The sequence below is a fragment of the Stenotrophomonas sp. SBJS02 genome (assembly GCF_020428325.2).
GTDB classification, from domain to species: Bacteria; Pseudomonadota; Gammaproteobacteria; order Xanthomonadales; family Xanthomonadaceae; genus Stenotrophomonas; species Stenotrophomonas africana.
Genome location: NZ_CP109812.1, coordinates 2,144,506 through 2,169,890 on the forward strand (window position 1 = coordinate 2,144,506; position 25,385 = coordinate 2,169,890).

The 25,385-nt window shown below is 67.5% G+C and carries 24 protein-coding genes; 13 read left to right on the plus strand and 11 right to left on the minus strand.

Going from position 1 to position 25,385, the window contains the following annotated elements; all coding sequences use genetic code 11:
• Positions 1 to 109 precede the first annotated feature (109 nt).
• The 3 genes from FQS62_RS10110 (at position 110) to FQS62_RS10120 (ending at position 3,766) form a co-directional block, all read left to right on the plus strand.
• Entirely contained in the window at positions 110 to 1,498 is a 1,389-nt protein-coding gene (locus FQS62_RS10110) for a D-2-hydroxyglutarate dehydrogenase (protein ID WP_208042908.1), read from the plus strand.
• A gap of 62 nt (positions 1,499 to 1,560) precedes the next feature.
• Entirely contained in the window at positions 1,561 to 1,860 is a 300-nt protein-coding gene (locus FQS62_RS10115; protein WP_049447145.1) for a DUF2388 domain-containing protein, read from the plus strand.
• Between the two features lie 145 nt (positions 1,861 to 2,005).
• Positions 2,006 to 3,766 (plus strand): DUF7844 domain-containing protein, encoded by a 1,761-nt coding sequence (locus FQS62_RS10120; RefSeq protein ID WP_208042909.1) that lies wholly within the window; start codon positions 2,006 to 2,008, stop codon positions 3,764 to 3,766.
• Here FQS62_RS10120 and FQS62_RS10125 read toward each other — a convergent pair.
• Positions 3,744 to 4,820: an ATP-binding protein gene (locus tag FQS62_RS10125; protein ID WP_049447141.1), complete on the minus strand. Its 1,077-nt coding sequence runs from the start codon at positions 4,818 to 4,820 to the stop codon at positions 3,744 to 3,746. The two genes, FQS62_RS10120 and FQS62_RS10125, sit on opposite strands and share 23 nt — an antisense overlap.
• Positions 4,820 to 5,536: a response regulator gene (locus FQS62_RS10130; protein WP_020424480.1), complete on the minus strand. Its 717-nt coding sequence runs from the start codon at positions 5,534 to 5,536 to the stop codon at positions 4,820 to 4,822. Before FQS62_RS10130 ends, FQS62_RS10125 begins: the two co-directional genes overlap by 1 nt.
• Positions 5,537 to 5,665: 129 nt before the next feature.
• Here FQS62_RS10130 and FQS62_RS10135 point away from each other — a divergent pair, with 129 nt between their 5' ends.
• The 4 genes from FQS62_RS10135 (at position 5,666) to FQS62_RS10150 (ending at position 11,149) form a co-directional block, all read left to right on the plus strand.
• Entirely contained in the window at positions 5,666 to 6,814 is a 1,149-nt protein-coding gene (locus FQS62_RS10135) for an efflux RND transporter periplasmic adaptor subunit (protein ID WP_208042910.1), read from the plus strand.
• Positions 6,815 to 6,850: 36 nt separating this feature from the next.
• On the plus strand, positions 6,851 to 10,000 hold the full coding sequence (locus FQS62_RS10140; RefSeq protein WP_208042911.1) for a multidrug efflux RND transporter permease subunit: 3,150 nt from the start codon (positions 6,851 to 6,853) through the stop codon (positions 9,998 to 10,000).
• Entirely contained in the window at positions 9,981 to 10,373 is a 393-nt protein-coding gene (locus tag FQS62_RS10145) for a nuclear transport factor 2 family protein (RefSeq protein WP_164158826.1), read from the plus strand. The genes FQS62_RS10140 and FQS62_RS10145 overlap by 20 nt, the downstream gene beginning before the upstream one ends.
• An 83-nt stretch (positions 10,374 to 10,456) precedes the next feature.
• A complete protein-coding gene (locus FQS62_RS10150) occupies positions 10,457 to 11,149 on the plus strand; it encodes a COG3650 family protein (RefSeq protein WP_107379530.1) in 693 nt (230 codons plus the stop codon).
• 119 nt (positions 11,150 to 11,268) lie between these two features.
• Here FQS62_RS10150 and yeiP read toward each other — a convergent pair whose 3' ends face one another.
• From yeiP to FQS62_RS10175, 5 genes are all read right to left on the minus strand, one after another.
• Complete coding sequence (gene yeiP / locus FQS62_RS10155; RefSeq protein WP_005409468.1) at positions 11,269 to 11,835, minus strand: elongation factor P-like protein YeiP; 567 nt, start codon at positions 11,833 to 11,835, stop codon at positions 11,269 to 11,271.
• Positions 11,836 to 11,884: 49 nt separating this feature from the next.
• Entirely contained in the window at positions 11,885 to 12,655 is a 771-nt protein-coding gene (locus FQS62_RS10160) for an SDR family oxidoreductase (RefSeq protein ID WP_043399005.1), read from the minus strand.
• Between the two features lie 100 nt (positions 12,656 to 12,755).
• Positions 12,756 to 13,652, minus strand: coding sequence for a hydroxymethylglutaryl-CoA lyase (locus tag FQS62_RS10165; RefSeq protein ID WP_049447131.1), 897 nt, complete (start codon positions 13,650 to 13,652; stop codon positions 12,756 to 12,758).
• Entirely contained in the window at positions 13,649 to 14,050 is a 402-nt protein-coding gene (locus FQS62_RS10170) for a VOC family protein (protein WP_088479916.1), read from the minus strand. The genes FQS62_RS10165 and FQS62_RS10170 overlap by 4 nt, the downstream gene beginning before the upstream one ends.
• Before the next feature lie 2 nt (positions 14,051 to 14,052).
• Positions 14,053 to 14,841 (minus strand): enoyl-CoA hydratase/isomerase family protein, encoded by a 789-nt coding sequence (locus FQS62_RS10175; RefSeq protein ID WP_049447128.1) that lies wholly within the window; start codon positions 14,839 to 14,841, stop codon positions 14,053 to 14,055.
• A 119-nt stretch (positions 14,842 to 14,960) separates the two neighbouring features.
• On the opposite strand from FQS62_RS10175, the gene FQS62_RS10180 reads away from it, so the two are divergent.
• The 3 genes from FQS62_RS10180 to FQS62_RS10190 are packed head-to-tail and all read left to right on the plus strand — an operon-like array spanning position 14,961 to position 17,322.
• Positions 14,961 to 15,215, plus strand: a complete 255-nt coding sequence (locus tag FQS62_RS10180) for a FeoA family protein (RefSeq protein WP_010482534.1) — start codon at positions 14,961 to 14,963, stop codon at positions 15,213 to 15,215.
• A complete protein-coding gene (locus tag FQS62_RS10185; protein WP_049447125.1) occupies positions 15,212 to 17,077 on the plus strand; it encodes a ferrous iron transporter B in 1,866 nt (621 codons plus the stop codon). The genes FQS62_RS10180 and FQS62_RS10185 overlap by 4 nt, the downstream gene beginning before the upstream one ends.
• Positions 17,077 to 17,322, plus strand: coding sequence for a DUF6587 family protein (locus FQS62_RS10190; RefSeq protein ID WP_049447124.1), 246 nt, complete (start codon positions 17,077 to 17,079; stop codon positions 17,320 to 17,322). Before FQS62_RS10185 ends, FQS62_RS10190 begins: the two co-directional genes overlap by 1 nt.
• Positions 17,323 to 17,387: 65 nt before the next feature.
• Here FQS62_RS10190 and FQS62_RS10195 read toward each other — a convergent pair whose 3' ends face one another.
• The 4 genes from FQS62_RS10195 to FQS62_RS10210 form a co-directional block, all read right to left on the minus strand.
• Positions 17,388 to 17,849 (minus strand): DUF4304 domain-containing protein, encoded by a 462-nt coding sequence (locus FQS62_RS10195; protein ID WP_208042912.1) that lies wholly within the window; start codon positions 17,847 to 17,849, stop codon positions 17,388 to 17,390.
• Between the two features lie 138 nt (positions 17,850 to 17,987).
• Positions 17,988 to 18,569, minus strand: coding sequence for an NAD(P)H-dependent oxidoreductase (locus FQS62_RS10200; protein ID WP_049447173.1), 582 nt, complete (start codon positions 18,567 to 18,569; stop codon positions 17,988 to 17,990).
• Positions 18,570 to 18,625: 56 nt separating this feature from the next.
• A complete protein-coding gene (locus tag FQS62_RS10205) occupies positions 18,626 to 19,021 on the minus strand; it encodes a MerR family transcriptional regulator (RefSeq protein WP_049447120.1) in 396 nt (131 codons plus the stop codon).
• Between the two features lie 4 nt (positions 19,022 to 19,025).
• Positions 19,026 to 19,805: a 3-oxoacyl-ACP reductase gene (locus tag FQS62_RS10210; RefSeq protein WP_154349941.1), complete on the minus strand. Its 780-nt coding sequence runs from the start codon at positions 19,803 to 19,805 to the stop codon at positions 19,026 to 19,028.
• Between the two features lie 72 nt (positions 19,806 to 19,877).
• On the opposite strand from FQS62_RS10210, the gene dapB reads away from it, so the two are divergent.
• The 3 genes from dapB (at position 19,878) to carB (ending at position 25,379) form a co-directional block, all read left to right on the plus strand.
• Positions 19,878 to 20,597, plus strand: a complete 720-nt coding sequence (dapB, locus tag FQS62_RS10215) for a 4-hydroxy-tetrahydrodipicolinate reductase (RefSeq protein WP_080354883.1) — start codon at positions 19,878 to 19,880, stop codon at positions 20,595 to 20,597.
• A gap of 262 nt (positions 20,598 to 20,859) precedes the next feature.
• The gene (carA, locus tag FQS62_RS10220; RefSeq protein WP_014646993.1) at positions 20,860 to 21,987 is read left to right on the plus strand and encodes a glutamine-hydrolyzing carbamoyl-phosphate synthase small subunit; all 1,128 of its coding nucleotides are present in this window, start codon (positions 20,860 to 20,862) and stop codon (positions 21,985 to 21,987) included.
• Positions 21,988 to 22,136: 149 nt separating this feature from the next.
• Positions 22,137 to 25,379, plus strand: a complete 3,243-nt coding sequence (gene carB, locus FQS62_RS10225; RefSeq protein WP_049447115.1) for a carbamoyl-phosphate synthase large subunit — start codon at positions 22,137 to 22,139, stop codon at positions 25,377 to 25,379.
• Positions 25,380 to 25,385 lie beyond the last annotated feature (6 nt).

A 25,385-nucleotide genomic window follows, 5' to 3' on the forward strand; every position in this document is an offset into this window, starting at 1 on the left:
CAGTGCGCAATTGGTTGCATCCGTAGCTATCTGTACGGCTGCGGGGGCTGGACGCTGACGCGTGCCGCTGGCACGCTTGCCCGTTCTTCACGCACCGCGCTGGACCGTCATGACCGATTCCCGCATTGCCTCGCTGCAGCAGGCCTGTCCCGGCCTGAAGCTGAAGACCGACCCGGCCGACCTGGAGCATTACGGGCGCGACTGGACCCGGCGCTGGACGCCGGCGCCGCTGGCGATCGCACTGCCGGCCACGGTCGAGGAGGTGCAGGCGGTGATGCGCTGGAGCGCCGGCGAGGGCGTGGCCGTAGTGCCATCCGGCGGCCGTACCGGCCTTTCCGGTGGCGCGGTGGCTGCCAACGGCGAGCTGGTGCTCAGCCTGGAACGGATGAACAAGGCACTGGCCTACGATGCGGTCGATCGCACGTTGGTGGTGCAGGCCGGCATGCCGCTGGAAGCCGTGCACAACGCTGCGCTGGACCACGGCCTGATCTACCCGGTGGATTTCGCCGCGCGCGGGTCGTGCACGATCGGCGGCAACATCGCCACCAATGCCGGTGGCATCCGTGTGATCCGCTACGGCAATACCCGCGAATGGATCGCCGGGCTGAAGGTGGTCACCGCCAGCGGCGAGCTGCTGGAGCTCAACAAGGGCCTGATCAAGAATTCCAGCGGCTATGACTTCCGCCAGCTGCTGATCGGCTCGGAGGGCACGCTGGGCGTGATCGTCGAAGCCACGGTGAAGCTGACCGATCCGCCGCCGGCCAGCAACGTGATGCTGCTGGCACTGCCCAGTTTCGAAGTGCTGATGCAGGTGTTTGCTGCGTTCCGCGCGCGCCTGCAGCTGCAGGCCTTCGAGTTCTTCACCGACCGCGCGCTGGAACATGTGCTGGCGCACGGTGCGCAGGCGCCGTTCGACGAGGTGCATCCGTATTACGTGGTCACCGAGTTCGCCGCCAACGACGAAGCGCAGGAAGCGGCGGCGATGGCCGCCTTTGAAGACTGCATGGGCAACGGCTGGGTCAGCGATGGCGTGATCAGTGCCAGCGATGCCCAGGCGGCCCAGTTGTGGCGCCTGCGCGAAGGCATCACCGAATCGCTGGCGCGCTACAAGCCCTACAAGAACGACGTCTCGGTGCGGATCTCCGCGATGCCGGCGTTCCTGGCCGAGACCCAGGCACTGATCGGGCAGGCCTATCCGCACTTCGACGTGGTCTGGTTCGGCCATATCGGCGACGGCAACCTGCACATCAACGTGCTCAAGCCCGATGACACCAGCGACGCCGATTTCGTGTCGCAGTGCGAGCAGGTGACCAAGCTGCTGGCGCAGGTGCTGGCGCGCTTCGACGGCAGCATCTCGGCCGAGCACGGCATCGGCCTGGTCAAGAAGGGCTACCTGGACAGCACCCGTGGCCCGGCCGAGATTGCCCTGATGAAGTCGGTCAAACGCGCGTTCGATCCCCAAGCGCGGCTGAATCCCGGCAAGCTGTTCGACGTTTGAGCCGGGCAAAACCTTCACGCACCCGTTACGCTCCACGGATCCTCACAACCGGCTTCGAACCGATGACCCGTCCGCTTCTGCTGCTCGCCCTGCTGTCCCTGCCGCTGGCCGGCTTCGCTTCCAGCTTCGCCGGCACGTCGGCCGGTTCGGCCACGGGTGCTTCCTCCGGTTCCTCGGGCAGCAGCTCGGGTGATGACAAGGTGGTGCTGGCTGCACGCGACGATGCCGCTGCGTTCGTTGCCAGCGACGGCCAGATCCGTGGCGCCCGCCTGCAGGCCGCGCTGGTCCACCTGCGTGAGCAAAGCGCTGCCGCACAGCAGCAGAGCGATCTGGAACTGGCTCGCGCGCTGCTCGCACGTTGATCCGGGCTGCATGACCTCGGCGTCATCGCTTTCTATAGAGCCGAGCCATGCTCGGCTGGATGCCCGGCGCATGCGGATCGCAACAGCAGCCGAGCATGGCTCGGCTCCACAGAGGCACAGCGGGCGGTGCGGGTGGATCGCCGCATTGGCGTGGCTGCTCATCCCTTCCGCCCACGCGGCTGATCGCCTGCAGCTCGATCCCGCCGGTCTCGATCCGGCGCAGCAGCAGCTCGCCAGCCAGACCCTGGCCGACGTGCAGTCACTGCTTCCTGAGGGCCTGCGGCGCGCGTTGCCGGCACAGGTTCAGGTGCACTGGAGTGATGACCTGCCGGCTGATGTGCATGGCCGCGCCTTCGCCGGTCGCATCACGTTGCGCCGCGATCTTCTGGATGATGACGTGCCCGGTGCACGCCGGGCACGCCGCAGTGCGCTGGTGCACGAACTGACCCATGTTGCCGACCGTACGGGGGCGAACTGGTCGCGCAGTGCGCGCTGGCGCGACCTGGCCGGATGGCAGCGCAAGCCCTGGCATCTCGGTCGCGGCGGCAATGACTTCCATGACCGCAGCCCGGATGCCTATGAGCTGAAGGACCCGGCCGAGTACCTGGCGGTGAACGCTGAGCATTTCGTGCTCGATGGCGAGTTTGCCTGCCGGCGCCCGGCGCTGGCGCAGTGGTACCAGGCCCATTTCGGAGCACCGCCGTCGCTGCCACAGCCGCAGTGCGCTACGACGCTGCCCTTGCTTCAGGCCGAATCGGAAGAAGGCGCAGCATCGCTGCTGCAACTCGACCCGGCGCGCGTCTACGCCGTGGACTACCTGTTCGCCGAAGGCAGTGCGCAGCCGATGAGTCGCTGGGGGCACAGCATGCTGCGGCTGGTGATCTGCCGGCCGGGCCGCGCACCAGGGCCGGACTGTCGCCTGGACCTTGAGTATCACCGAGTGCTGTCGTTCCGCGCGTTCGTCGGCGACGTGCAGATTTCCAACTGGCGCGGCCTGACCGGCGGCTACCCGTCACGCCTGTTCGTGCTTCCGCTGCAGCAGGTGGTGGACGAATACACCAAGGTAGAACTGCGCGGGTTGCAGTCACTGCCGTTGCGGCTGCAACGCGACGAGATCGCCAGCCTGCTCGAGCGCACTGCACAAGTGCACTGGAGCTATGACGGGCGCTATTACTTCGTCAGCAACAACTGCGCGGTGGAAACCGCAAAGCTGCTGCAGGCGGGGGTGCCGCGGCTGGGCGAGGCCGGGTTGGCCCAGCTGAGCCCGCGCGGCCTGAAGCGGCGACTGGTGCGGCTGGACGCGCTCGACCAGCAGGTGCTGGCCGACCGCAGCGCAGCGCAGGCACAGGGGTATTACTTCGCCTCGGCACGCGACCACTACCAGCAGTTGTTCGGCGTGGCCGCAGCCCAGCTGGCATTGCCCGCACGCGATGTGCGCGGCTGGTTGAAGCTGCCTGCAGAGCAACGGGCACCGTGGCTGCTGAAGGGCGACCTGCGCGCCAGCGCCGGCCTGTTGCTGCTGGAACAGGCCGCGCAGCGGCGCGCCGAGCTGCGTGCGCGCGATGTGCTCAAGCGGCAGCTGCTGGGCGCACCGGACAGCGCTGAAACGCGCAGCCTGCGTGGGTTGCTGGAACAGAGCGGGCAATGGTTGCGCCCAGGCACGCTGCTGCGGGAGGGGGGCTATGGGCTGCCGCTGGCCGACGAGCGGTCGCTGTTGTCTGAAGCCGTGGCCACGGCCAGTGCGCAGGCGGTCCCGGCGTGGCAGGCGCTGCGCGTGCAGCTGCGTAAGCAGCTGCCGGTGAAGCAGCGCAACGAAATGGATGCGATCGATGCCAATCTGGCCGCACTGGGTGCACACCTGCGCACGCAGGCAGCCAGCCCGGCTACTGGCGCGGCAGTTCGATGACGAAGCGGCTGCCGCCGGTGCTGCCCGGGATGCAGTAGACGCGACCGCCGTGCGCATCGGCAATGGCCTTGACCACCGCCAGGCCGAGCCCGCTGCCACCGCCCTGGCGCGAACGCGAACCATCGGCGCGCATGAACGGGGTGAAGATATCCGCGTGCAGTTCCGGGTCGATGCCCGGACCTTCGTCCTCGATCGACACCTGTACGTGGCCGGGTGTGTCGTGCACGGCGATCCGCACCTTGCCGGGGCTGGCATAGCGCCGCGCGTTCTCCAGCAGCGCCAGCAGGGCCTGGCGCAGGCGGGTCGGGTCGCAGTGCGCGTTGTGTTCCTCGCGGCTGGTCTCCAGTTCCAGCACGAAGCCGGCGGCGCGGAACTGCGGGTCGACCAACGTCATCACCGAATGCACCTCGGCAACTACATCGGTGCGGGCCCGGCGTACATCCAACCGCGCGTTGTCGGACAGGCTCAGCACGCGCAGATCCTCGATCAGGCGCGACAGGCCCTCGACCTGCGCCAGCAGGCTGCGGAACTGGGATTCGTCCGGCTGGAACACGCCCTCGGCCAGCCCCTGCAGGCGCCCGCGCAGGATGGTCACTGGAGTACGCAGTTCATGGGCGATGGCCGCATGCCACATCGCGCGCTCGCTCTCCATGTGCTGCAGGCGCCGCGCCATCGCATTGAAATCCTCGACCAGGGTTGCCACTTCGCCCGGTGAGTTTTCCTCGACGCTGGCGCGCGCACCGAGGTCGCCGCCGGCGAGTGCGCGCACGCTGTCCACCAGTGAATTCAAGGGCGACAGGATGCGATGGGCAAGGCGGAACGAGGCGGCGATGGCCAAGGCCAGGCCGGTCAGGATCACCCCGACCATCCACGCCAGCTCCGGCCCGGTCGGCAGCCAGCTTTCCGGCTCTTCGGCACTGCCGGGGAAGAACTCGACCAGCACCGCGTACAGCAGCCACGACGACAGGATCATCATCACGATGACGCCGATCACCATCAGCGACATCGAGACGATGATGTGGCGGCTGAGCCCGGAGCGGCGCAGGCGGGCCATCAGCGGTCGGCCATCAGCCGGTAGCCGACACCGCGCACGCTGGCCGGAACATTGACCATGCCCACTTCGTCCAGCTTGCGGCGCAGCTTGCTGACGTGGCTGTCGACGGTGCGTTCCAGCGCTTCGCTTTCCGGCAGGCATTCGTGCATCAGTTCGCTGCGGCTGAAGATGCGCGTCGGCGCCAGCGCCATGCAGTGCAGCAGCTTGAACTCGGTGAGCGTGAGCAGCACTTCGTGGCTGTAGCCTTCGCCCTCCACATGCACGGCATGGGTAGCCGAGTCGATCAGCAGCGGGCCCGCCCGCAGCGCGGTCGGTGCGTCCACGCGTGATGCGCGCAACGTGCGCCGCAGCACGGCGCGCACGCGTGCTGCCACCTCCGCTGGATTGAACGGCTTGACCACGTAGTCGTCGGCGCCCATGCGCAGCGCGGTCAGTTTGTCCAGGTCCTGGTCCAGTGCGGTCAGCATGATCACCGGTGTTTCACCGCGCTGGCGCAGCTGGGTCAGCACGCTCCAGCCATCCAGGCGGGGCAGCTGCACATCCAGCAGGACCAGGTCGGGGCGGGCGCTGCGGTGCAGGTCCAGGGCGCTGTGGCCGTCGGCGGCGCGCAGCGTACGCAGTCCTTCGCGTTCCAGATAGGCGGTGAGAATATCGGCGATCTCGGCCTCATCCTCGACGATCAGGACGAGGGCGGCGAGGGCAGGGGCGGCATGCATGCAGGGGCGGGGCCTTAAGGTGCTTGCCTCCATCGTATCTCCACAGTTCCTCCATCGAAACCCCATCATCGCCACGCACACTCCACGCTTCAGAACCTATCAGCCGCTTGCGCGGCATTGTGCACAGCAATGAGAACCTTCAGGACTCCGGCCGCGCTGATCGCGACCCTCGCCCTGGCCATGACGGCCTGCTCCGCCCCCGAGGCCACCCCCGAAGCCACGCCACGCGTCAGCGTGATCACCGTCGGCCCGCAGGTGGTGCAGCGCGATGACGAACTGCCCGGCCGCGTGGCCGCCGTGCGCACCGCACAGATCCGTGCCCAGGTGGGAGGCATCGTGCAGCGCCGCCTGTTTGACCAGGGTGCGGAAGTGAGTGCCGGCCAGGCCCTGTTCCAGATCGATCCGGCGGCCTTCCGTGCCGATGTTGATTCGGCACTGGCCGCGCTGCAGCGCAGTGAGGCAGCCTTGGGCCGCAGCCGCGTGCAGTCGCAGCGCCTGCATGCACTGGCCGCCGCACAGGCCGTCAGCCAGCAGCATCGCGACGATGCCAGTGCCGAGTACGAACAGGCCCGTGCGGCAGTGAACGAGGCGCGCGCGATCCTGGCCCGCCGACAGCTCGACCTGCGCTATGCCACGGTCAGTGCACCGATTGCCGGCCGCATCGACCAGGCGCTGGTGACCGAAGGCGCACTGGTCGGCGTGGCCGATGCCGAGCCGATGGCGGTGGTGCAGCAGATCGACCAGGTCTACGTCGATGTGCGCCAGCCGGCCGCGCAGCTGGAGTCGCTGCAGCGCAGTGCTGCCGGCGGCGGCGAGCTGCCGGTGACGATCATCGGTGCGGGCGGCAAGCCGTTGTCCGAGCGAGGCCAGATGCTGTTCTCCGGCATCAACGTCGATGCGCGTACTGGTGATGTGATCCTGCGCATCCTGGTCGACAACCCGCAGCGCCAGCTGCTGCCCGGCATGTACGTGCGCGCGAAGGTGCCGCGTGGCGCGCCGGCCAGTGCACTGACCGTGCCGCAGCAGGCCGTGCTGCGCAGCGCCGGTGGCCAGGCCTATGCCTGGGTGATCGGTGGCGATGGCAAGGCGGTGATCCGCACGCTGGAGGTCGATGGCAGCGTTGATCGCCAGTGGCTGGTGCGTACGGGCCTGAAGGTGGGCGAGAAGGTGGTGGTCGAGGGCCAGGAACGCCTGCAGGAAGGCGTGGTGGTCGATGCGCGCGACTGGCAGATGCCGGTCGCCAGCGCCGGTGCAGTGCAGGCCGGCAGCAAGGGCTGAGCCTTTCCCGGGCCGGTCCCTCCAGGAAAATCCAACATGGCACGTTTCTTCATCGATCGCCCGGTGTTCGCCTGGGTGCTGGCGATCTTCATCATTCTGGCCGGCGTGCTGGCGATCCCGCGGCTGGCGGTGGAGCGCTATCCGGCGGTCGCGCCGCCCAGCGTCAGCATCTACGCCAGCTACCCGGGCGCCAGCCCGCAGACGCTGAATGACGCGGTGGTCGGCCTGATCGAGCGCGAGCTGTCCAGCGTCAAGCACCTGCTGTACTTCGAGTCGTCGGTGGACACCTCCGGCGAAGCCTCGATTACTGCGACCTTCAAGCCGGGTACCAACCCGGAGCTGGCGCAGGTGGACGTGCAGAACCGGATCAAGGCGATCGAGCCGCGCCTGCCGCGCAGCGTGCGCCAGAACGGCCTGTTTGTGGAGGCCGCTGATTCGGGTTTCCTGATGCTGGTCGGCCTGCGTTCGCCGGACGCCAGCGTCAGCGAGGCCGCACTAGGCGACTTCATGGCGCGCAACATCATCGAGGAGCTGCGCCGCATCGATGGCGTCGGCCGCGTGCAGCTGTTCGGTGCCGAGCAGGCGATGCGCGTGTGGCTGGACCCGACCCGGTTGACCGGCTACGGGCTGACCATGGGTGACGTGGCGGCTGCCATCGAGCAGCAGAACCTGGAGATCTCACCAGGGCGCATCGGCGATTCGCCAGGTGTGCCGGGCCAGCGCATCACCGTGCCGTTGAGCGCCGATGGCCAGCTGTCCACGCCGGAACAGTTCGCCGCCATTGTGCTGCGTGCCGGGGTCGACGGTTCGCGGGTGCTGCTGGGCGACGTCGCCCGCGTCGAGCTGGGCGCGCAGAGCTATGCCTGGGGCACCCGTGAGGATGGCCATCCGGCCACCGCCGCCGGTGTGCAGCTGCGCCCGGGCGCGAATGCGGTGCGTACCGCGTCGGCAGTGCGTGAGCGCATGGCTGAGTTGGCGCCGCTGCTGCCGCGCGGTGTGGAATCGAGCATTCCGTTCGACACCGCGCCGTTTGTGAAGATCTCGATCCAGAAGGTGGTGCAGACGCTGCTGGAAGCGATGCTGCTGGTGTTCGCGGTGATGTACCTGTTCCTGCAGAACTGGCGCTACACGCTGATTCCGGCGCTGGTCGCACCGATCGCGCTGCTGGGCACCTTCGCGGTGATGCTGGCGCTGGGCTTCTCGATCAACGTGCTGACCATGTTCGGCATGGTGCTGGCAATCGGCATCATCGTCGACGACGCGATCGTGGTGGTCGAAGGCGTGGAACGGATCATGGCCGAAGAAGGGCTGCCACCGCGGGAGGCGACCATCAAGGCGATGCGTGAGCTGACCGGCGCAGTGATCGGCATCACCCTGGTGCTGACCGCGGTGTTCATCCCGATGGCCTTGGCCAGCGGCTCGGTGGGCGCGATCTACCGCCAGTTCACCGTGGCGATGGCGGTGTCGATCCTGTTCTCGGCGCTGCTGGCATTGAGCCTCACCCCGGCGCTGTGCGCGACCCTGCTGCGCCCGAACACCCATGGCCATCATGGTCGTGGCGGGCTGTTCGGCGCCTTCAACCGTGGCTTCGAGCGGATGACCGGGCGTTACCAGCGTGGTGTGGCGTCGGTGCTGCAGCGGAGCGGGCGGGTCATGGGCGTGTTTGCCGCGCTGGTGGCGGCGCTGCTGCTGGGCCTGCACTGGCTGCCGGGCGCCTTCCTGCCGGAAGAGGACCAGGGCTACTTCATGACCTCGATCCAGCTGCCGGCCGAAGCCACCGCCGAACGCACACTGGCGGTGGTGGAAGCGTACGAGCGGCATGTGGCCTCGCGCCCGGGCATCGGTTCCAACCAGGCCATCCTCGGCTACAGCTTCTCCGGTTCGGGCCCGAGTGCGGCGCTGACCTACACCATGCTGAAGGACTGGGGCGAGCGTGCAGGCGCCACCGCAGCCGGCGAAGTGGAGGCCGCGCAGAAGGCGATGGCCACGGTTGCCGAGGGCGAGGTGATGAGCGTGATGCCGCCGGCCATCGACAGCCTGGGCCGTTCTTCCGGTTTCTCGCTGGCGCTGCAGGCGCGTACCGGGCAGAGCCAGGCCGAACTGCGCGCGGCCCTGCAGCAGCTGCTGAAGCTGGCCGAGGCCAGCCCGCTGCTGTCCGAGGTGCACGCCGATGGCCTGCCGGCAGGCACCAGCGTGCGGCTGGACATCGACCGCGCCAAGGCCGAGGCAATGGGCGTGGGCTTCGAGCAGATCAGCAGCACGCTGTCAGCGGCGATGGGCTCGCAGTACGTCAACGACTTCCCCAACAAGGGCCGGTTGCAGCAGGTGATCCTGCAGGCAGATGCGCCGTACCGTATGGAGCTGGAGGACGTGCTGAAGCTGTACGTGCGCAACAGCGAAGGCGGCATGGTGGCGCTGTCCGAGCTGGTTACCCCGCACTGGACCGAGGCGCCACTGCAGCTGCAGCGTTATCTCGGCTTCCCGGCGCTGAACCTGTCCGGCGCGCCGGCCACCGGCGTGTCGACCGGTCAGGCCATGGCGGAGATGGAGCGGTTGGCCGGGAAGCTGCCATCTGGGTTTGCCCTGCAGTGGACCAGCCAGTCGCTGCAGGAACGCGAATCGGGCGCGCAGGCACCGTGGCTGTTGCTGCTGTCGATGCTGGTGGTGTTCCTGGTGCTGGCGGCGCTGTACGAGAGCTGGTCGATCCCGCTGGCGGTGATGCTGGTGGTGCCACTCGGCCTGCTCGGTGCGGTTGCGGCGGTGTTGTTGCGTGGCATGCCCAACGATGTGTTCTTCAAGGTCGGCATGATCACCGTGATCGGGTTGTCGGCGAAGAACGCGATCCTCATCGTCGAGTTCGCGCGCCAGCTGCAGCAGCAGGGTCGCGGCCTGGTTGAAGCGGCGCTGGAGGCCGCGCGGCTGCGCCTGCGGCCGATCGTGATGACCTCGCTGGCGTTCGCGCTGGGCGTGGTGCCACTGATGCTGGCGCAGGGCGCGTCGAAGGAAACCCAGCAGGCGATTGGAACCGGTGTGTTCGGCGGCATGGTCAGTGCGACCGTGCTGGCGGTGTTCTTCGTACCGGTTTTCTATGTAGTGGTGCAGGGCGCGCGGCAGTGGATCGCGCAACGCCTGCGCAGGCGCCGGCCGATGCCGGGAGGAACCGTGGATGGAACGGAACATCGTTGAAGATCTGCACGAGCAACAGTTGATGGTGCTGGAGCAGCGCCTGTGCGCGGCCCTGCTGGAAAATGATCACGATGCGCTGACCGCGCTGGTATCGCCGGCCTTGTTCATGATGGATGGCCACGGCGGCCGCATGCTCGATCTGCCGTGGCTGGGCGATTGGCTGGCTGGTGGTCTGCAGGTACGAAGCCTGCAGCTGCACGTGGTTGAAACGCTGTTGTGTGGCCGCCTGGCACTGCTGTCCAGCGATGTGCGGCTGTCAGTGTTGCAGCAGGGCCAGGAGCGCATGGTGAAGCTGCGCCTGCTGCGGGTATGGACCTGCAGTTCCGGCGACGGTGGCGCACAGCTGCTGTCGATGGCGGTGCTGGCCGCGTGAGCGCGGTCAGGCCCCTTTCAGGCCCCACTCACCGGCAGGTGGTAGGGTCGATGGTCTCAGTAGTGTCGACAAGGAGTCGAGCCATGCGTGTAGTTCCCAGTCTGTTGGCAGCCTCCCTCGGCTTGGTGCTCGCCGCGTGCCAGCCAGCCCAGCCGCCCGCCGCGGGTGGCAATGATGCCCCGCGTGCCACGCCGCCGCCGAGGGCCGGCACCGAAGGTGGCAGCGAGACCGCCTACCAGTGTGGTGATCTGAGCGTGCGCGCGACCTTCAATGGCGAGGATGCAGCCACGGTGGTGATCGGCGAGCGTACCTTCGCCATGACTTCCGAACGCGCGGCATCCGGCGCCAAGTATGGCGATGGCCAGGGCAACAGCTTCTGGACCAAGGGCAGCGATGACGGCCTGTTGAGCCTGAAGGGCGAGGCCGATCGCGAGTGCCACGCGGTCGAACCCACCGAAGGCGATGGCAGTGCCGGCAAGGCCGCGTTCCGTGCCACCGGCAATGAGCCCGGCTGGCTGGCGGTTGTCGATGGCGACGCGCCGGGCCTGCAGGTGGAAGTTGACTATGGCGAGCGTCGCTTCGACGTCGCCACGCCCACCGAAGGTGCTGACGGTTGGAGTGGCAAGGCGTCCGATGGCACCGACGTCAAGCTCAGCTTCCAACGCACCACCTGCCAGGATGACATGAGCGGCGAGGCATTCGAAGCCAAGGTGAATCTGACCATCGGCACCCGCCAGTACCACGGTTGTGGCAATTTCGGCGCGAAGCAGCCGTAAGCCTTCTGTAGAGCCGAGCCCACGCTCGGCTCTACACGATCGCTGCATCCGATGCGCTGTCCGCTGCCTGCGGCGAACACGCCGCAAGCAGGGACAGCCAGCCGATCAGCGCGAGGCGCTTAGTCGGCACGGCCCGCGAATTCACCGGTCGCGGTGTTCACCAGCACGCGCTCGCCGTTGACGATGTACTCCGGCACCATGATCTCGATGCCGGTGTTGAGCTTGGCCGGCTTCGGGCGCTTGGTGGCGGTGCCACCCTTCAGTTCCGGCGGCGTTTCGATCACTTCCAGCACCACCGAGGCCGGCAGCTGGATCGCCACCGGCTGCTCGTCGATCACCTGCACGTAGATGCCGGTCAGGCCGTCGGTGATGTAGCCGGCGTCGTCGCCGATCACGTCTGCGTCCAGGGTGTAGGGGGTGTAGTCCTCGTCATCGAGGAACACGAACGCGTCGCCGTCCTTGTACGAATAGGTGGACTGGCGGCGCAGCAGTTCGACCTCGACCAGGTTGTCGTCGGCATCGAAGCTGGCGTCGAGCTTGTTGCCGCCCGGCACGCTGTACATGATGAAGCGGAAGCGGACGTTGCCGCCGCGACCCTGCGGCGAGCTGCGCTCGATGTCGCGGATCTGGTACACGCCGTTGTTGTACTCGACGACGTTGCCCTTCTTGATGTCGTTGGCTTTCATGGTGATCTAGGTCGTTGGGGGAGGGCGCCGTCCCGGCGCCCGTGGGGAATCACTTCGGAGCGAGGCGGGTAGCGCCGTCCAGGCGGATGGTCTCGCCGTTGAGGTAGGTGTTGCCGAGGATGAAGCCGACCAGGCTGGCGAAGTCTTCCGGCTTGCCCAGGCGCGACGGGAACGGAATCGAGGCGGCCAGCGACTGCTGCACGGCTTCGGGCATGCCGTCGACCATCGGTGTCCAGAACACGCCCGGAGCGATGGTATTGACGCGGATGCCGAACCGCGACAGTTCGCGTGCCATCGGCAGCGTCATCGACACCACGCCGCCCTTGCTGGCGGCATATGCGGCCTGGCCGATCTGGCCTTCATAGGCGGCGATGCTGGCGGTGTTGATGATCACGCCGCGCTCGCCGTCGGTGCCGGCTTCGTTGTGCTGCATGCGGTTGGCCGCAGCCTTGGCGACGTTGAAGCTGCCGACCAGGTTGACCATCACCGTGCCCTGGAAGCCGGCCAGCGGCATCGGGCCTTCCTTGCCGAGCACGCGGCCGGCGCCGAGGATGCCGGCGCAGTTCATCGCCACGTTCAGGCCGCCGAGGAAATCGTGGGCCTGGTCGATGGCCGCAGCCACGGCCGCCTCATCGCTGACGTTGACGTTGAAATAGCGGGCCTTGTCGGCACCCAGCCCGGCAACGGCGGCTGCGCCCTTGTCGTCGTTGAGGTCGAACAGGGCTACCTTGCCGCCCTGGGCGACGAGGTGCTGGGCCACGGCCAGGCCGAGGCCGGAGACGCCGCCAGTGATCACGGCACGTACGGAAGACAGCTGCATTGAACGGTCCTGCAGGTTCGAGAACCGCCGATTCTAACGGAAGCCGCGACCGCCGCTGTTGTGCACTGCGCCGCCTTTGCGGGGCGGCGCAGTGCGGTGGTCAACCGGCCGCGGCCAGCGCCTGCCCGGTACGGCTGGCGGTGGCGCGTCCGAGCAGGCCGGCCAGCCAACGGCCGGTCTCGGCCAGTGCCAGCAGGTCCACGCCGCTGTCCAGCCCCAGGCCCTGCAGCAGGTAGACCACGTCTTCGCTGGCCACATTGCCGCTGGCGCCCTTGGCATACGGGCAGCCACCGGCGCCGGAGACGGCGCTGTCGACCACGCGCACGCCTTCCTCCAGGCAGGTGGCGATGTTGGCGATGGCCTGGCCGTAAGTGTCGTGGAAGTGCACGGCCAACGCCGCCATCGGAATCTCGGCCGCCACCGCCTGCAGCATCGCGCGTGCCTTGCGCGGGGTGCCGACACCGATGGTGTCGCCCAGCGAGATTTCGTAACAGCCCATCTGGTGCAGGGCGCGTGCAACACGCACCACGTCGGCCAGCGGCACTTCGCCCTGGTAGGGGCAGCCGAGCACGGTCGAGACGTAGCCGCGCACGCGCACGCCATCGGCGGCGGCGCGGCGCAGGATCGGTTCAAAGCGGGCCAGCGACTCGTCGATGCCGGCATTGGTGTTGGTGCGGTTGAACGCCTCGGACGCGGCGGTGAACACCGCTACTTCCTCCACGCCCACCGCACGGGCGCGGTCGTAGCCCTGTTCGTTCGGCACCAGTACCGGGTAATGGATGCCGGGCCGGCGCTGGATGCCGGCATAGACCTCGGCGGCGTCGGCCAGCTGCGGGATCCACTTCGGGCTGACGAAACTGGTCGCTTCGATGCTGCGCAGGCCGGTAGCCGACAGGCGGTTGATCAGTTCGACCTTGTCGGCGGTGGAGACCGACTGCTTTTCGTTCTGCAGGCCGTCACGCGGGCCGACCTCGACGATGCGGACGTAGTCGCTCATGCGGCCACCCCGGCGGCGGGGTGGTGGCAGACCGCCTCGATGTTGTTGCCGTCCGGATCGAGCACGAAGGCGGCGTAGTAGTCGGGGTGGTACCACGGGCGCAGGCCCGGCGCGCCGTTGTCGCGGCCGCCGGCGGCGAGGGCGGCGGCATGGAAGGCGTCCACCTGGTCGCGGCTGGTGCAGGCGAAGGCCACGTGCACGCCGTGGCTGGCGGTGCCGCCATTGCCGAGCCAGAAGAATGGCTTGCCATCGCTGCCGAAGCCGATGTGGTCGTGGGCGCCGGTCTGTTCGGCGGTCACTTCCATCACCACGCCGATCTGCAGCGGCGCCAGCGCCTGCAGAAAGAAGGTCTTGCTGCGCGCCAGGTCGGCGCTGGTCAAACCAAGATGATCGAGCATGTTCAGGCTTCCGTGACCCAATGGGGGGCGCGCTTGTCAAGGAAGGCGCCGAGGCCTTCCTGGCCCTCGGCGGACACCCGCAGGCGCGCGATCAGGGCGGCATTATCGCGATCCAGCGTGTCGCGGTCATGGCTGTCGCGGACCTGCCGCACCAGTTGCTTGGCGCTGGACGAGGCGATCGGGCCGGCCTTGTCGAGCAGGGCCAGCTGGCGTTGCAGTGCCTCGTCCAGGCGTTCGGGCTCGACCAGCTGGTGGACCAGGCCGATGCGCAGCGCGGTGTCGGCGTCGAAATGCTCGCCGGTGGCGAACCAGCGGCGGGCCTGGCGCGGGCCGATGGCCTCGATCACATAGGGCGAGATCACCGCCGGCAGCAGGCCGAGGCGGCTTTCGGTCAGGCCGAAGCGGGCCGAGGTGCTGGCGATGGCGATGTCGCAGCAGGCGACCAGGCCGACGCCGCCGCCGAAGGCCGCACCGTGGACCCGGGCCAGGGTCGGCTTGGGCAGCTCGTCCAGGGTGCGCATCAGCCGCGCCAGCGCCAGTGAGTCCTCGCGGTTGTCGGCCTCGCTGGCCGCAGCCATGCCGCGCATCCACTGCATGTCGGCGCCGGCCGAGAAGGAGGCGCCGTGGCCGGCCACTACCACCGCGCGCACCGAATCATCGTGGCCGGCGGCCTCCAGTGCGGCGGTCAGCCGGGCGATCAGCCCGGCGTCAAAGGCGTTGTGCAGCTCCGGCCGGTTCAGCCAGAGGGTGAGGACGGCGCCGCTGCGCTCGATCTGCAAAGCATCGTTCATGGGATTCCAGGGTCACTCCATACCTGTATGGATCATAGCGGGCCATTGGTCATGGGCCATGACGCGACGCGGGAATGTTAGAATCGAGAACCATTTACATCCAGCAGAGAACACGCTAGATGACGCTGTCCGAACTGCCGCTGCACACCTCGGCCGTGGTCGAGTCCGTGCAGGACCTGCATGCCAACGATGCCATTGCCCGTCGCCTGCGCGAGCTGGGCTTCGTGAAGGGCGAGGAAGTACGCCTGGTGGCCAAGGGTCCGGTGGGGGGCGAGCCGCTGCTGGTGCAGGTCGGGTTCACCCGTTTCGCGCTGCGGATCAGTGAAGCCAAGCGGATCGTGGTCGACGCCGCCAGCCAGGAACGACGCGCATGACTGCTACTGCCACTACCGCCCCGCTGCGCGTTGCGCTGGTCGGTAACCCCAACAGCGGCAAGACCGCATTGTTCAACCAGCTGACCGGCAGCCGGCAGAAGGTTGCCAACTACACCGGCGTCACCGTCGAGCGCAAGGAAGGCCGCCTGCGTGCGCCGTCCGGCCGTGAATTCGCGGTGCTCGACCTGCCGGGCGCCTACAGCCTGCATCCGGCCAGCCTGGACGAGGCGATCACCCGTGACCTGTGCCGGGGCTTCTACCCGGGCGAAGCCGCGCCGGACGTGCTGCTGTGCGTGATCGACGCCACCAACCTGCGCTTGCACCTGCGTTTCGCGCTGGAACTGCGCGAGCTGGGCAAGCCGATGGTGGTGGCGCTGAACATGGTTGATGCGGCCCAGCGCCGTGGCATCCAGGTGGATGTGGCCGCGCTGGAGCGCGAGCTGGGCGTCCCGGTAGTGGAAACCGTGGCGGTGCGCAAGCAGGGCGCCAAGGCCCTGGTCGAACGCCTCGATGCGATGGTGCCGCACCTGGATGCGCCGGTGCCGGGCCCGGAAGGTGGCATCGACTACCACGCCAAGGTGCGCGAGATCCTGTCGGTGGCCGTGCGCATGCCGGCGCGGACCGCGAAGATCGACGACGCGCTGGACCGCTGGCTGCTGCATCCGGTGTTCGGCCTGGTCAGCCTGGCGGTGGTGATGTTCCTGATCTTCCAGGCGGTGTACGCCTGGGCGACGCCGTTGATGGATGGCATCGAGGCCGGCTTTGCCTGGTTGGGCACCTTCGTTGGCAGCGTGCTGCCGGAAGGCCCGCTGGCCAGCCTGCTGACCGACGGCATCATCGCCGGTGTCGGTGGCGTTGTGGTGTTCCTGCCGCAGATCCTGATCCTGTTCTTCTTCATTCTGGTGCTGGAGGAATCCGGCTATCTGCCGCGTGCGGCGTTCCTGCTCGACCGCATGATGGCGGCCGCCGGCCTGTCCGGCCGCTCGTTCATCCCGCTGCTGTCCAGCTTCGCCTGCGCGGTGCCGGGCATCATGTCCACGCGCAGCATCCAGGACCCGCGTGACCGCCTGGCCACGATCCTGGTGGCGCCGCTGATGACCTGTTCCGCACGCCTGCCGGTGTACGCGCTGCTGATCGGTGCGTTCATCCCGCAGAAGACGGTGTGGGGCGTGTTCAACCAGCAGGGCCTGGTCCTGTTCGGCTTGTACGCGGCGGGCATCCTCAGCGCGCTGGCGATGTCGTGGATCATGAAGAAGTGGCGCCGCGACAAGAGCGAGCATCCGCTGATGCTGGAGCTGCCGTCGTACCGGTTGCCGCACGTGCGCGACCTGGCGGTGGGGCTGTACGAGCGCGGCATGATCTTCCTCAAGCGCGTCGGTGGCATCATCCTGGCGCTGACCATCCTGTTGTGGGTGCTGCTGTCGTTCCCGGCGGCACCGGCCGACGCCACGATGCCAGCCATTGATTACAGTTACGCCGGCCAGATCGGCCATGCGATGGCGGTGTTCTTCGCGCCGCTGGGCTTCAACTGGCAGATCTGCATCGCGTTGATTCCGGGCCTGGCCGCGCGCGAGGTGGCGGTGTCTTCGCTGGCCACCGTGTATGCACTGTCGGCCGCCGATGACGATGCGGCCAGCCAGGCGCTGACCCCGTTGATCAGCGATGGCTGGTCGCTGGCGACGGCTCTTTCGCTGCTGGTCTGGTACATCTACGCCCCGATGTGCATCTCGACGCTGGCCACCATCAAGCGCGAGACCAACTCGTGGAAGCAGATGGGCTTTGCTGCGTTCTACCTGTTTGCCGCAGCCTACGTGGCGGCGCTGATCACCTACCAGGTGACCAAGGCGCTGGGAGGCGGCTGATGGATACCGGCCTGCTGATCCAGTACCTGATCATCGCGGTGGCCGTGCTGGTCAGTGTCTGGGTGGTGCTGAAGAAGCAGTTTCCCGGCACCGTGCGCAAGCTGCGTGGGGTATTGGCGCTGGCGCTGCTTAAGCCGGGCCGCGCTGCCTGGCTGCAGGCGCTGGGGCGGAAGGTCGCGCCGCCGGCGAGCGGGGGTGGTGGCGCCTGTGGCGGTTGCGACAGCTGCGGGCCGACGAAGAAGTAGCGTCGAGCCATGCTCGACCGCGGCCGTCCGGTGGGTGCGAACCTTGATTCGCACGATCCCGGGGTTCAGACCTCTTTGCGGATGATCGCGCGAAAGCGTCCCTCCTGCTGCATCCGCCGTACCGAAGCGCGGTTCCCATGGATTGCCGCGAAGCCCGCCACGTCGGCAAGGGCATTGAGCAGCAGGCGCTTCATCGCGTTGCGATCGCCAGCTTCGAGCAGGTCATGAAGGTCCTGTTGGGTGAAGACCCGGCGCAGCCCTGGCGTCTCTTCGATCCGCCAGTCCACATGGGGGGTGGGAATGATGGTGCGGTACCTGAAGGCCTTCTCGAGGTCGCACGGTTCAAGCGGGTGCTCAAGCAGCTCCGCAAAGTAGAGCCCGGCATTTACATAGAAGCCCCTGCCGTGACTGGCGGCCTGGTGATTTACGACAAGCGAAGCGCCGTCCAGCAACCGGTAGCGTGTGGTCGTTGTTCCGGCAAAGCCTGTTTTCCTGGCACATCTGCTGAAGACTGTCGCGGATTTCATGCGTTCTGCCTGGGCCGGACGAAGGGTCCACAGCCTTGAGGCGCAGTGATTTCAGGTCAATTGGCAAATGCGACACGCGCAACGAGCGCCCCAAGTGGGTGCGAACCTTGGTTCGCACGCCTTGCCCGTGGCCTGGATCTAGCCGGCCCGCGCTCCCAGCTCCGCTGCCAGCGCCAGCCACTTGCTGCGCTGCGCCGGGGTGCTGCTGCGCACCGCGCCCACGCGGCTGACCCGCACCGGGCGGATGCCGCAGAACTCCAGGATGGTGGCGCGGATCTGGGTGATGCCCGGGTCGCGGTAGATCCAGCGGTAGTACCAGGGCGGCGTGTCCAGCGTGGTGATCACCCGCGCGCTGCGCCCGGCGAGCAGGCGGTCCCACCACACCGAATCGCGCCGGTAGCGGAAGGCGTATCCCGGCAACAGCACGCGATCGAAGAAGCCCTTCAGCAGCGCCGGCATCGCGCCCCACCAGGTGGGATAGACCAGGACCAGGTGATCGCAGGCTTGAATCGCCTCGGCGGCGTCCTGCAGATCGGCCTCCAGCGGCTGGATCTGGCGGTAGCCGTGGCGCAGAACCGGATCGAATTCGAGATCTCCCAGTGCGATCAGGCGCACTCGGTGGCCGGCGTTCTCGGCGGCCGTGGCATAGCGCTGGGCGAGGGCGCCGCACAGGCTGTCACGGTCAGGATGGCCGAGCAGGATCAGGATGGAACGGGACACGCGCAACCTCGGGCAATGGAAAGTGCGCGAGACTGCGGTCTGCCCCTGGGGCAGAGTCAAACCCCGGTGGTGCAGCCGCCGGGTTCCAGTACGCAGTCGCCGCTGCCGGAGTGCAGCCACCGCTGAAGTTCGTCGCTGACCTGCTGCAGATCGCGCTCGACCTGTGCAAGCCGTGCCCGTTCGCTGGCAACGCGGCCGCGCTGCTGCTCCAGCAAGGCCAGCACCGCTGGCCAGTCGAGCCGCCCGTCGCGGCCCTGCAGGCGTGAGATCGACGCAAGCGTGATACCCAGCCCCAGCGCCTGGCGGATCAGCTGCACCCAGGCCACGTCCTGTTCGCTGTAGTCGCGATATCGGTTCAGGCGCGGCACCGGCGGAAGCAGGCCGCGTGCTTCGTACAGGCGGATGGCCTTGGCACTGGCGCCGGTCAGGCGGCTGACTTCGGAGATGCGCATCGGCTCAGTCCCGCACCAGTCCGCCATCGACCACCAGATTCTGGCCGGTCACCGCGCGCGACCAGGGGCTGGCGAAGAACAGTGCGGTATCGGCGAACTCGGCCGGGGTGGTGACGCTGCGCAGCGGGGTGTTGGCGGCGATGTAGTCGAACACCGCTTCCGGCGTGGCAGCACTGGCATCGGTGGTACGCAGCAGGCCGCCGGACAGCATGTTCACGGTGATGCCATGCGGGCCGAGGTCACCGGCCAGCGTGCGGGTCAGTGCCAACAGGGCGGCTTTGGCCGCGGTGTAGTCGTGGTAGGGCACCACCGGGTTCTGGAACAGGTTGGTGCCGATGTTGATCACGCGGCCGAAGCGGCGGGCCTGCATGCCGGGCAGTGCGGCCTGCACGGTGTTCAGCGCGCCGCGCACGCTGCCCTCGAACTGCGCCTGGAAGGCCGGCCAGCCGATAGCGGCGGCGCCGTCGCGGGCATCACCATTGAACGAGAACGCAGCGAGTGCGTTGTTGACCACCGTGGTGACGCCCTGGCCGAAGTGGGCCAGGGCATGCTGCAGCATCGCATCGACCTGGCTGCGATCAGTGACGTCGGCCGGCAGTGCGATTGCCTGTCCGCCCAGCTCGGTGGCCAGCGCCCGTGCGGCGCCTTCGCTGCGGTGATAGTTGACGATGACGCGCGCACCCTGCGCAGCGAACGCGCGGGCGATGTGCTGGCCAAGGCCGCGGCCGGCGCCGGTGACCAGCACCAGCTGTTCGCTGATCTGCATGAGGGAGCTGCCATCCATTGCATGAAAGGGCATGCAGCGTAGCAGCGATGGCGCTTGCCGGAGCGGGCGTGCTGCCGCTAGCCTGCAGGCATGAACCAGACTCCCCTGCGATTGCTCATTCACGGTGCCTCCGGGCGCATGGGCCAGGCCCTGCTGCGGCTGGCCGCCGAACATCCCGAAACCCTGCAGATCGTGGCCGCAGTGACCGGCCGTGCGCCGGCGCAGCGCGTGGTCGACGGCGTGCCGTTCTTCGGTGCCAGCGAGCTGCCCGGCGCGCCGGTGTTCGATGTGGCGATCGACTTCAGCCTGCCGGAGGGCTTCGACCCGCTGCTGGCGTTGTGCGTGGAGCGGGGGGCAGGACTTGTGTCGGGGACCACCGGCATCTCCAGCACGCAGCGCCAGGCGCTGGAGGCTGCGGCGGCGAAGATCCCGCTGGTCTGGGCCTCGAACTTCAGTCTGGGCGTGGCGGTGCTGGACGAACTGGTCGAGCGCGCGGCGCAGGCGCTGCCAGGCTGGGGCTGCGACATCGTCGAGTCTCACCACACCCAGAAGAAGGACGCGCCGTCGGGTACCGCACTGACCCTGGGTGCGGCCGCGCAGCGGGGCGGGGCGGAACCGCATTACGCCAGCCTGCGTGCCGGTGACATCGTCGGCGAGCACCTGGTGCAGTTCACCGGGCTGGGCGAGCGCATTGAACTGGTGCATCGGGCCACCAACCGCGACATCTTCGCCCGCGGCGCCCTGTTCGCCGCCCGCCAGCTGCAGGGCCGGGCCCCGGGCAGCTATCGGGTAAGGGACCTGCTGCAGTAAGTCGGTAGTGCCGGCCAGCGGCCGGCACTACCGGGTGGCGTACCCCGCATACGCCGCCGGATTGAAATGAATGCGCAATCGCCCGTTCATCAAGTGCGATAACCGCTGGCGCGAGCGGCCCGGCAGCGCTACAATTCGCACTCGCCGAATCACGAAAGCCGGACCGGTCCCAGACCGTACGTCCGCGCTTTTTTGCAACCGGATTTCCGTGAAGCGCAGGCGTGACTTCGGCAGCCCCCTCGGTAGCCAAAGTGAGATTCCCGTGACCCAAGCCGCAATCCTCGTCCTCGAAGACGGCACCGTATTCGAGGGCGAATCCGTAGGCGCGCCCGGCCTGTCCGTCGGTGAGGTGGTGTTCAACACCGCCATGACCGGCTACCAGGAAGTGCTGACCGACCCGTCCTACGCCCGGCAGATGGTCACGCTGACCTATCCGCATATCGGTAACACCGGCATGACCGACCAGGACAATGAAGCGTCCAAGGTGTGGTCGGCCGGTCTGATCGTGCGCGACGTTCCCCGTCGTCCCAGCAACTGGCGCAGCCAGGTGTCGCTGCAGGATTGGCTGATCCAGCGTGGCGTGGTCGCCATCGCCGGCATCGACACCCGCAAGCTGACCCGCATCCTGCGCGAGAAGGGCGCGCAGAACGGTGCGCTGATGGCCGGTGACATCGACGTGGAAAAGGCACTGGAAGCCGCCCGCAAGTTCCCGGGGCTGAAGGGCATGGATCTGGCCAAGGTCGTCACTACCGAGAAGACCTACACCTGGACCGAGGGCCAGCTGGACCTGGATGCCAACGCCTTCGTCAGCGTGCCGGCCCGGTTCAAGGTCGTGGCCTACGACTTCGGCGTGAAGACCAACATCCTGCGCATGCTGGCCGAGCGTGGTTGCGAAGTGACCGTGGTGCCGGCGCAGACCCCGGCCGCCGAAGTACTGGCGCTGAAGCCGGATGGGGTGTTCCTGTCCAACGGCCCGGGTGACCCGGAACCGTGCGACTACGCCATCGAAGCGATCAAGACCTTCATCGACGTGAAGATCCCGACCTTCGGCATCTGCCTGGGCCACCAGCTGCTGGGCCTGGCCTCGGGCGCGCAGACCATGAAGATGGGCCACGGCCACCACGGTGCCAACCACCCGGTGCAGGACCTGGACAGCGGCCGGGTGATGATCACCTCGCAGAACCACGGCTTCGCGATCGATGAAGCGACCCTGCCGCCGACCCTGCGCGTGACCCACCGTTCGCTGTTCGATGGCACCAACCAGGGCGTGGCCCGCACCGACGTGCCGGCGTTCTCGTTCCAGGGCCACCCGGAAGCGTCGCCGGGCCCGACCGATGTCGGTCCGCTGTTCGACCGCTTCGTGGTGCTGATGGAGCAGGCCAAGGCGTGATCAGTACGCCGCCGGCCCCCCGGTGGCGTCGCGATGGACCGTAAACCGCCGCAACGCTGCTGCCTCTGGCGCGGCGCTGCGGATCAAGATTCCTGATCGACAGCGTGCGATCACCCCCCTTGTCACGCTGTACTGACTTAGAGAAGAAAATGCCCAAGCGCACTGACCTCAAGACCATCCTCATCATCGGTGCTGGCCCGATCGTCATCGGCCAGGCCTGCGAGTTCGACTACTCCGGCGCCCAGGCCTGCAAGGCCCTGCGTGACGAGGGTTACCGCGTGGTGCTGGTCAACAGCAACCCGGCCACGATCATGACCGACCCGGAGATGGCCGACGCCGTCTACATCGAGCCGATCAACTGGCAGACGGTCGAGAAGATCATCGCCAAGGAAAAGCCCGATGCGCTGCTGCCGACCATGGGTGGCCAGACCGCGCTGAACTGCGCGCTGGACCTGGCCGACCACGGCGTGCTGGAGAAGTACAACGTCGAACTGATCGGCGCCAAGCGCGAAGCGATCCGCATGGCCGAAGACCGCGAGCTGTTCCGCGTCGCCATGGGTGAGATCGGCCTGGAATGCCCGACCGCCGCCGTCGCCCACACCCTGGACGAAGCGCTGGAGATCCAGACCCGCGTCGGCTACCCGACCATCATCCGCCCCAGCTTCACCCTGGGCGGCAGCGGTGGCGGCATCGCCTACAACCGCGAAGAGCTGGTCGACATCGTCAGCCGCGGCCTGGAACTGTCGCCGACCACCGAAGTGCTGGTGGAAGAGTCGGTGCTGGGCTGGAAGGAATTCGAGATGGAAGTGGTCCGCGATACCGCGGACAACTGCATCATCGTCTGCTCGATCGAAAACCTTGACCCGATGGGCGTGCACACCGGTGACTCGATCACCGTGGCCCCGGCGCAGACCCTGACCGACAAGGAATACCAGCGCCTGCGCGATGCCTCCATCGCCGTGCTGCGCAAGATCGGCGTCGATACCGGTGGCTCGAACGTGCAGTTCGGCATCAACCCGAAGACCGGCCGCGTGGTCGTCATCGAGATGAATCCGCGCGTGTCGCGTTCCTCGGCGCTGGCTTCCAAGGCCACTGGCTTCCCGATCGCCAAGGTCGCCGCCAAGCTGGCCGTGGGCTACACCCTGGACGAACTGAAGAACGAGATCACCGGTGGCCTGACCCCGGCCTCGTTCGAGCCGTCCATCGATTACGTCGTCACCAAGATCCCGCGCTTCGCCTTCGAGAAGTTCCCGGCCGCCGATGCCCGCCTGACCACCCAGATGAAGTCGGTGGGCGAGGTGATGGCGATGGGCCGCACTTTCCAGGAGTCGGTGCAGAAGGCCCTGCGTGGTCTGGAAACCGGCAAGGTCGGCTTCGACCCGACCGGCCTGGACCTGGCCAACGAAGAAGACCTGCAGACCCTGCGTCGCGAGCTGAAGGCGCCGGGCCCGGAGCGCCTGTTCTTCGTCGCCGACGCGTTCCGCGCCGGCATGAGCGTGGAAGAGATCTACGCACTGTCGTTCATCGACCACTGGTTCCTGGACCAGATCGAGGAAATCATCGCTGCAGAAGGCGAAGTCGCTGCCGGTGGCATCGACGCGCTGGACGCCGCACGCCTGCGCAAGCTGAAGCGCGCTGGCTTCTCCGACGCGCGCCTGGCACAGCTGACCGGCACCAACGAAGCCGCCATCCGCGCGCTGCGCCGTGCGCACAAGGTGCGTCCGGTCTACAAGCGCGTGGACTCCTGTGCCGGTGAATTCTCCACCGGTACCGCCTACCTGTACTCGACCTACGAGGACGAGTGCGAGGCTGCACCGAGCAACCGCGACAAGATCATGATCCTGGGTGGTGGCCCGAACCGCATCGGCCAGGGCATCGAGTTCGACTACTGCTGCGTGCACGCGGCACTGGCGCTGCGCGAGGATGGCTATGAAACCATCATGGTCAACTGCAACCCGGAAACCGTGTCGACCGACTACGATACCTCCGACCGCCTGTACTTCGAACCGCTGACCCTGGAAGACGTGCTGGAAATCGTCGAACTGGAACAGCCGAAGGGCGTGATCGTGCAGTACGGCGGCCAGACCCCGCTGAAGCTGGCGCGCGCGCTGGAAGCCAATGGCGTGCCGGTGATCGGCACCAGCCCGGACTCGATCGACCTGGCCGAAGACCGCGAGCGCTTCCAGCAGCTGGTCGACAAGCTCGGCCTGAAGCAGCCGCCGAACCGCATCGCCCGCAACGACCAGGAAGCCCTGCTGCTGGCCCGCGAGATCGGCTACCCGCTGGTGGTGCGCCCGAGCTACGTGCTGGGCGGCCGTGCGATGGAAATCGTCTACGGCGAAGCCGACCTGGCCCGCTACGTGCGCGACGCGGTGAAGGTGTCCAACGACTCGCCGGTGCTGCTGGACCGCTTCCTCGACAACGCCGTCGAGTGCGACGTCGACATCATCGCCGACAAGGAGGGCAACGTCCTGATCGGTGGCGTGATGGAGCACATCGAAGAAGCCGGCGTGCACTCGGGCGATTCCTCCTGCTCGCTGCCGCCGTACTCGCTGTCGGCTGAGACCCAGGCCGAACTGCGTCGTCAGGTGGTGGAACTGGCCAAGGCCCTGAACGTGGTCGGCCTGATGAACACCCAGTTCGCGATCCAGACCAGTGACGAAGGTGCCGACACCATCTACCTGCTGGAAGTGAACCCGCGTGCCTCGCGCACCGTGCCGTTCGTGTCCAAGGCCACCGGCATGCCGCTGGCCAAGATCGCCGCCCGTTGCATGGCTGGCAAGAGCCTGGCCGAGCAGGGCGCAACCAAGGAAATCGTGCCGGACTATTACTCGGTGAAGGAAGCGATCTTCCCGTTTGCCAAGTTCCAGGGCGTCGATCCGATCCTCGGGCCGGAGATGCGCTCCACCGGTGAGGTGATGGGCGTGGGCCGCACCTTCAACGCCGCCTTTGCGCGTGCGCAGGAAGCCGGTGGCATCAAGGCCCCGCCGGTCGGCAAGGCCTTCGTCTCGGTGCGTGATCCGGACAAGAAGCGCGTGCTGCCGGTGGCCAAGGCGCTGCTGGCGCGAGGCTACAGCCTGGTCGCCACCCGTGGCACCGCCGCGTGGCTGCAGCAGCACGGCATGGACTGCGAGATCATCAACAAGGTGGTCGAAGGCCGTCCGCACATCGTCGACTCGATCAAGAACGGCGAGATCGTCTACATCGTCAATACGACCGAAGGTCGTTCGGCGATCAACGACTCGTTCTCGATCCGCCGCGAGGCGCTGCAGCATCGCGTCACCTACTCGACCACCATTGCCGGCGCCAAGGCGCTGGTGGATTCACTGGAATTCCGCGGCACCGGCCCCGTCTGGTCGCTGCAGGAGCTGCACAAGGAGTTGAATGCATGAGAGCCC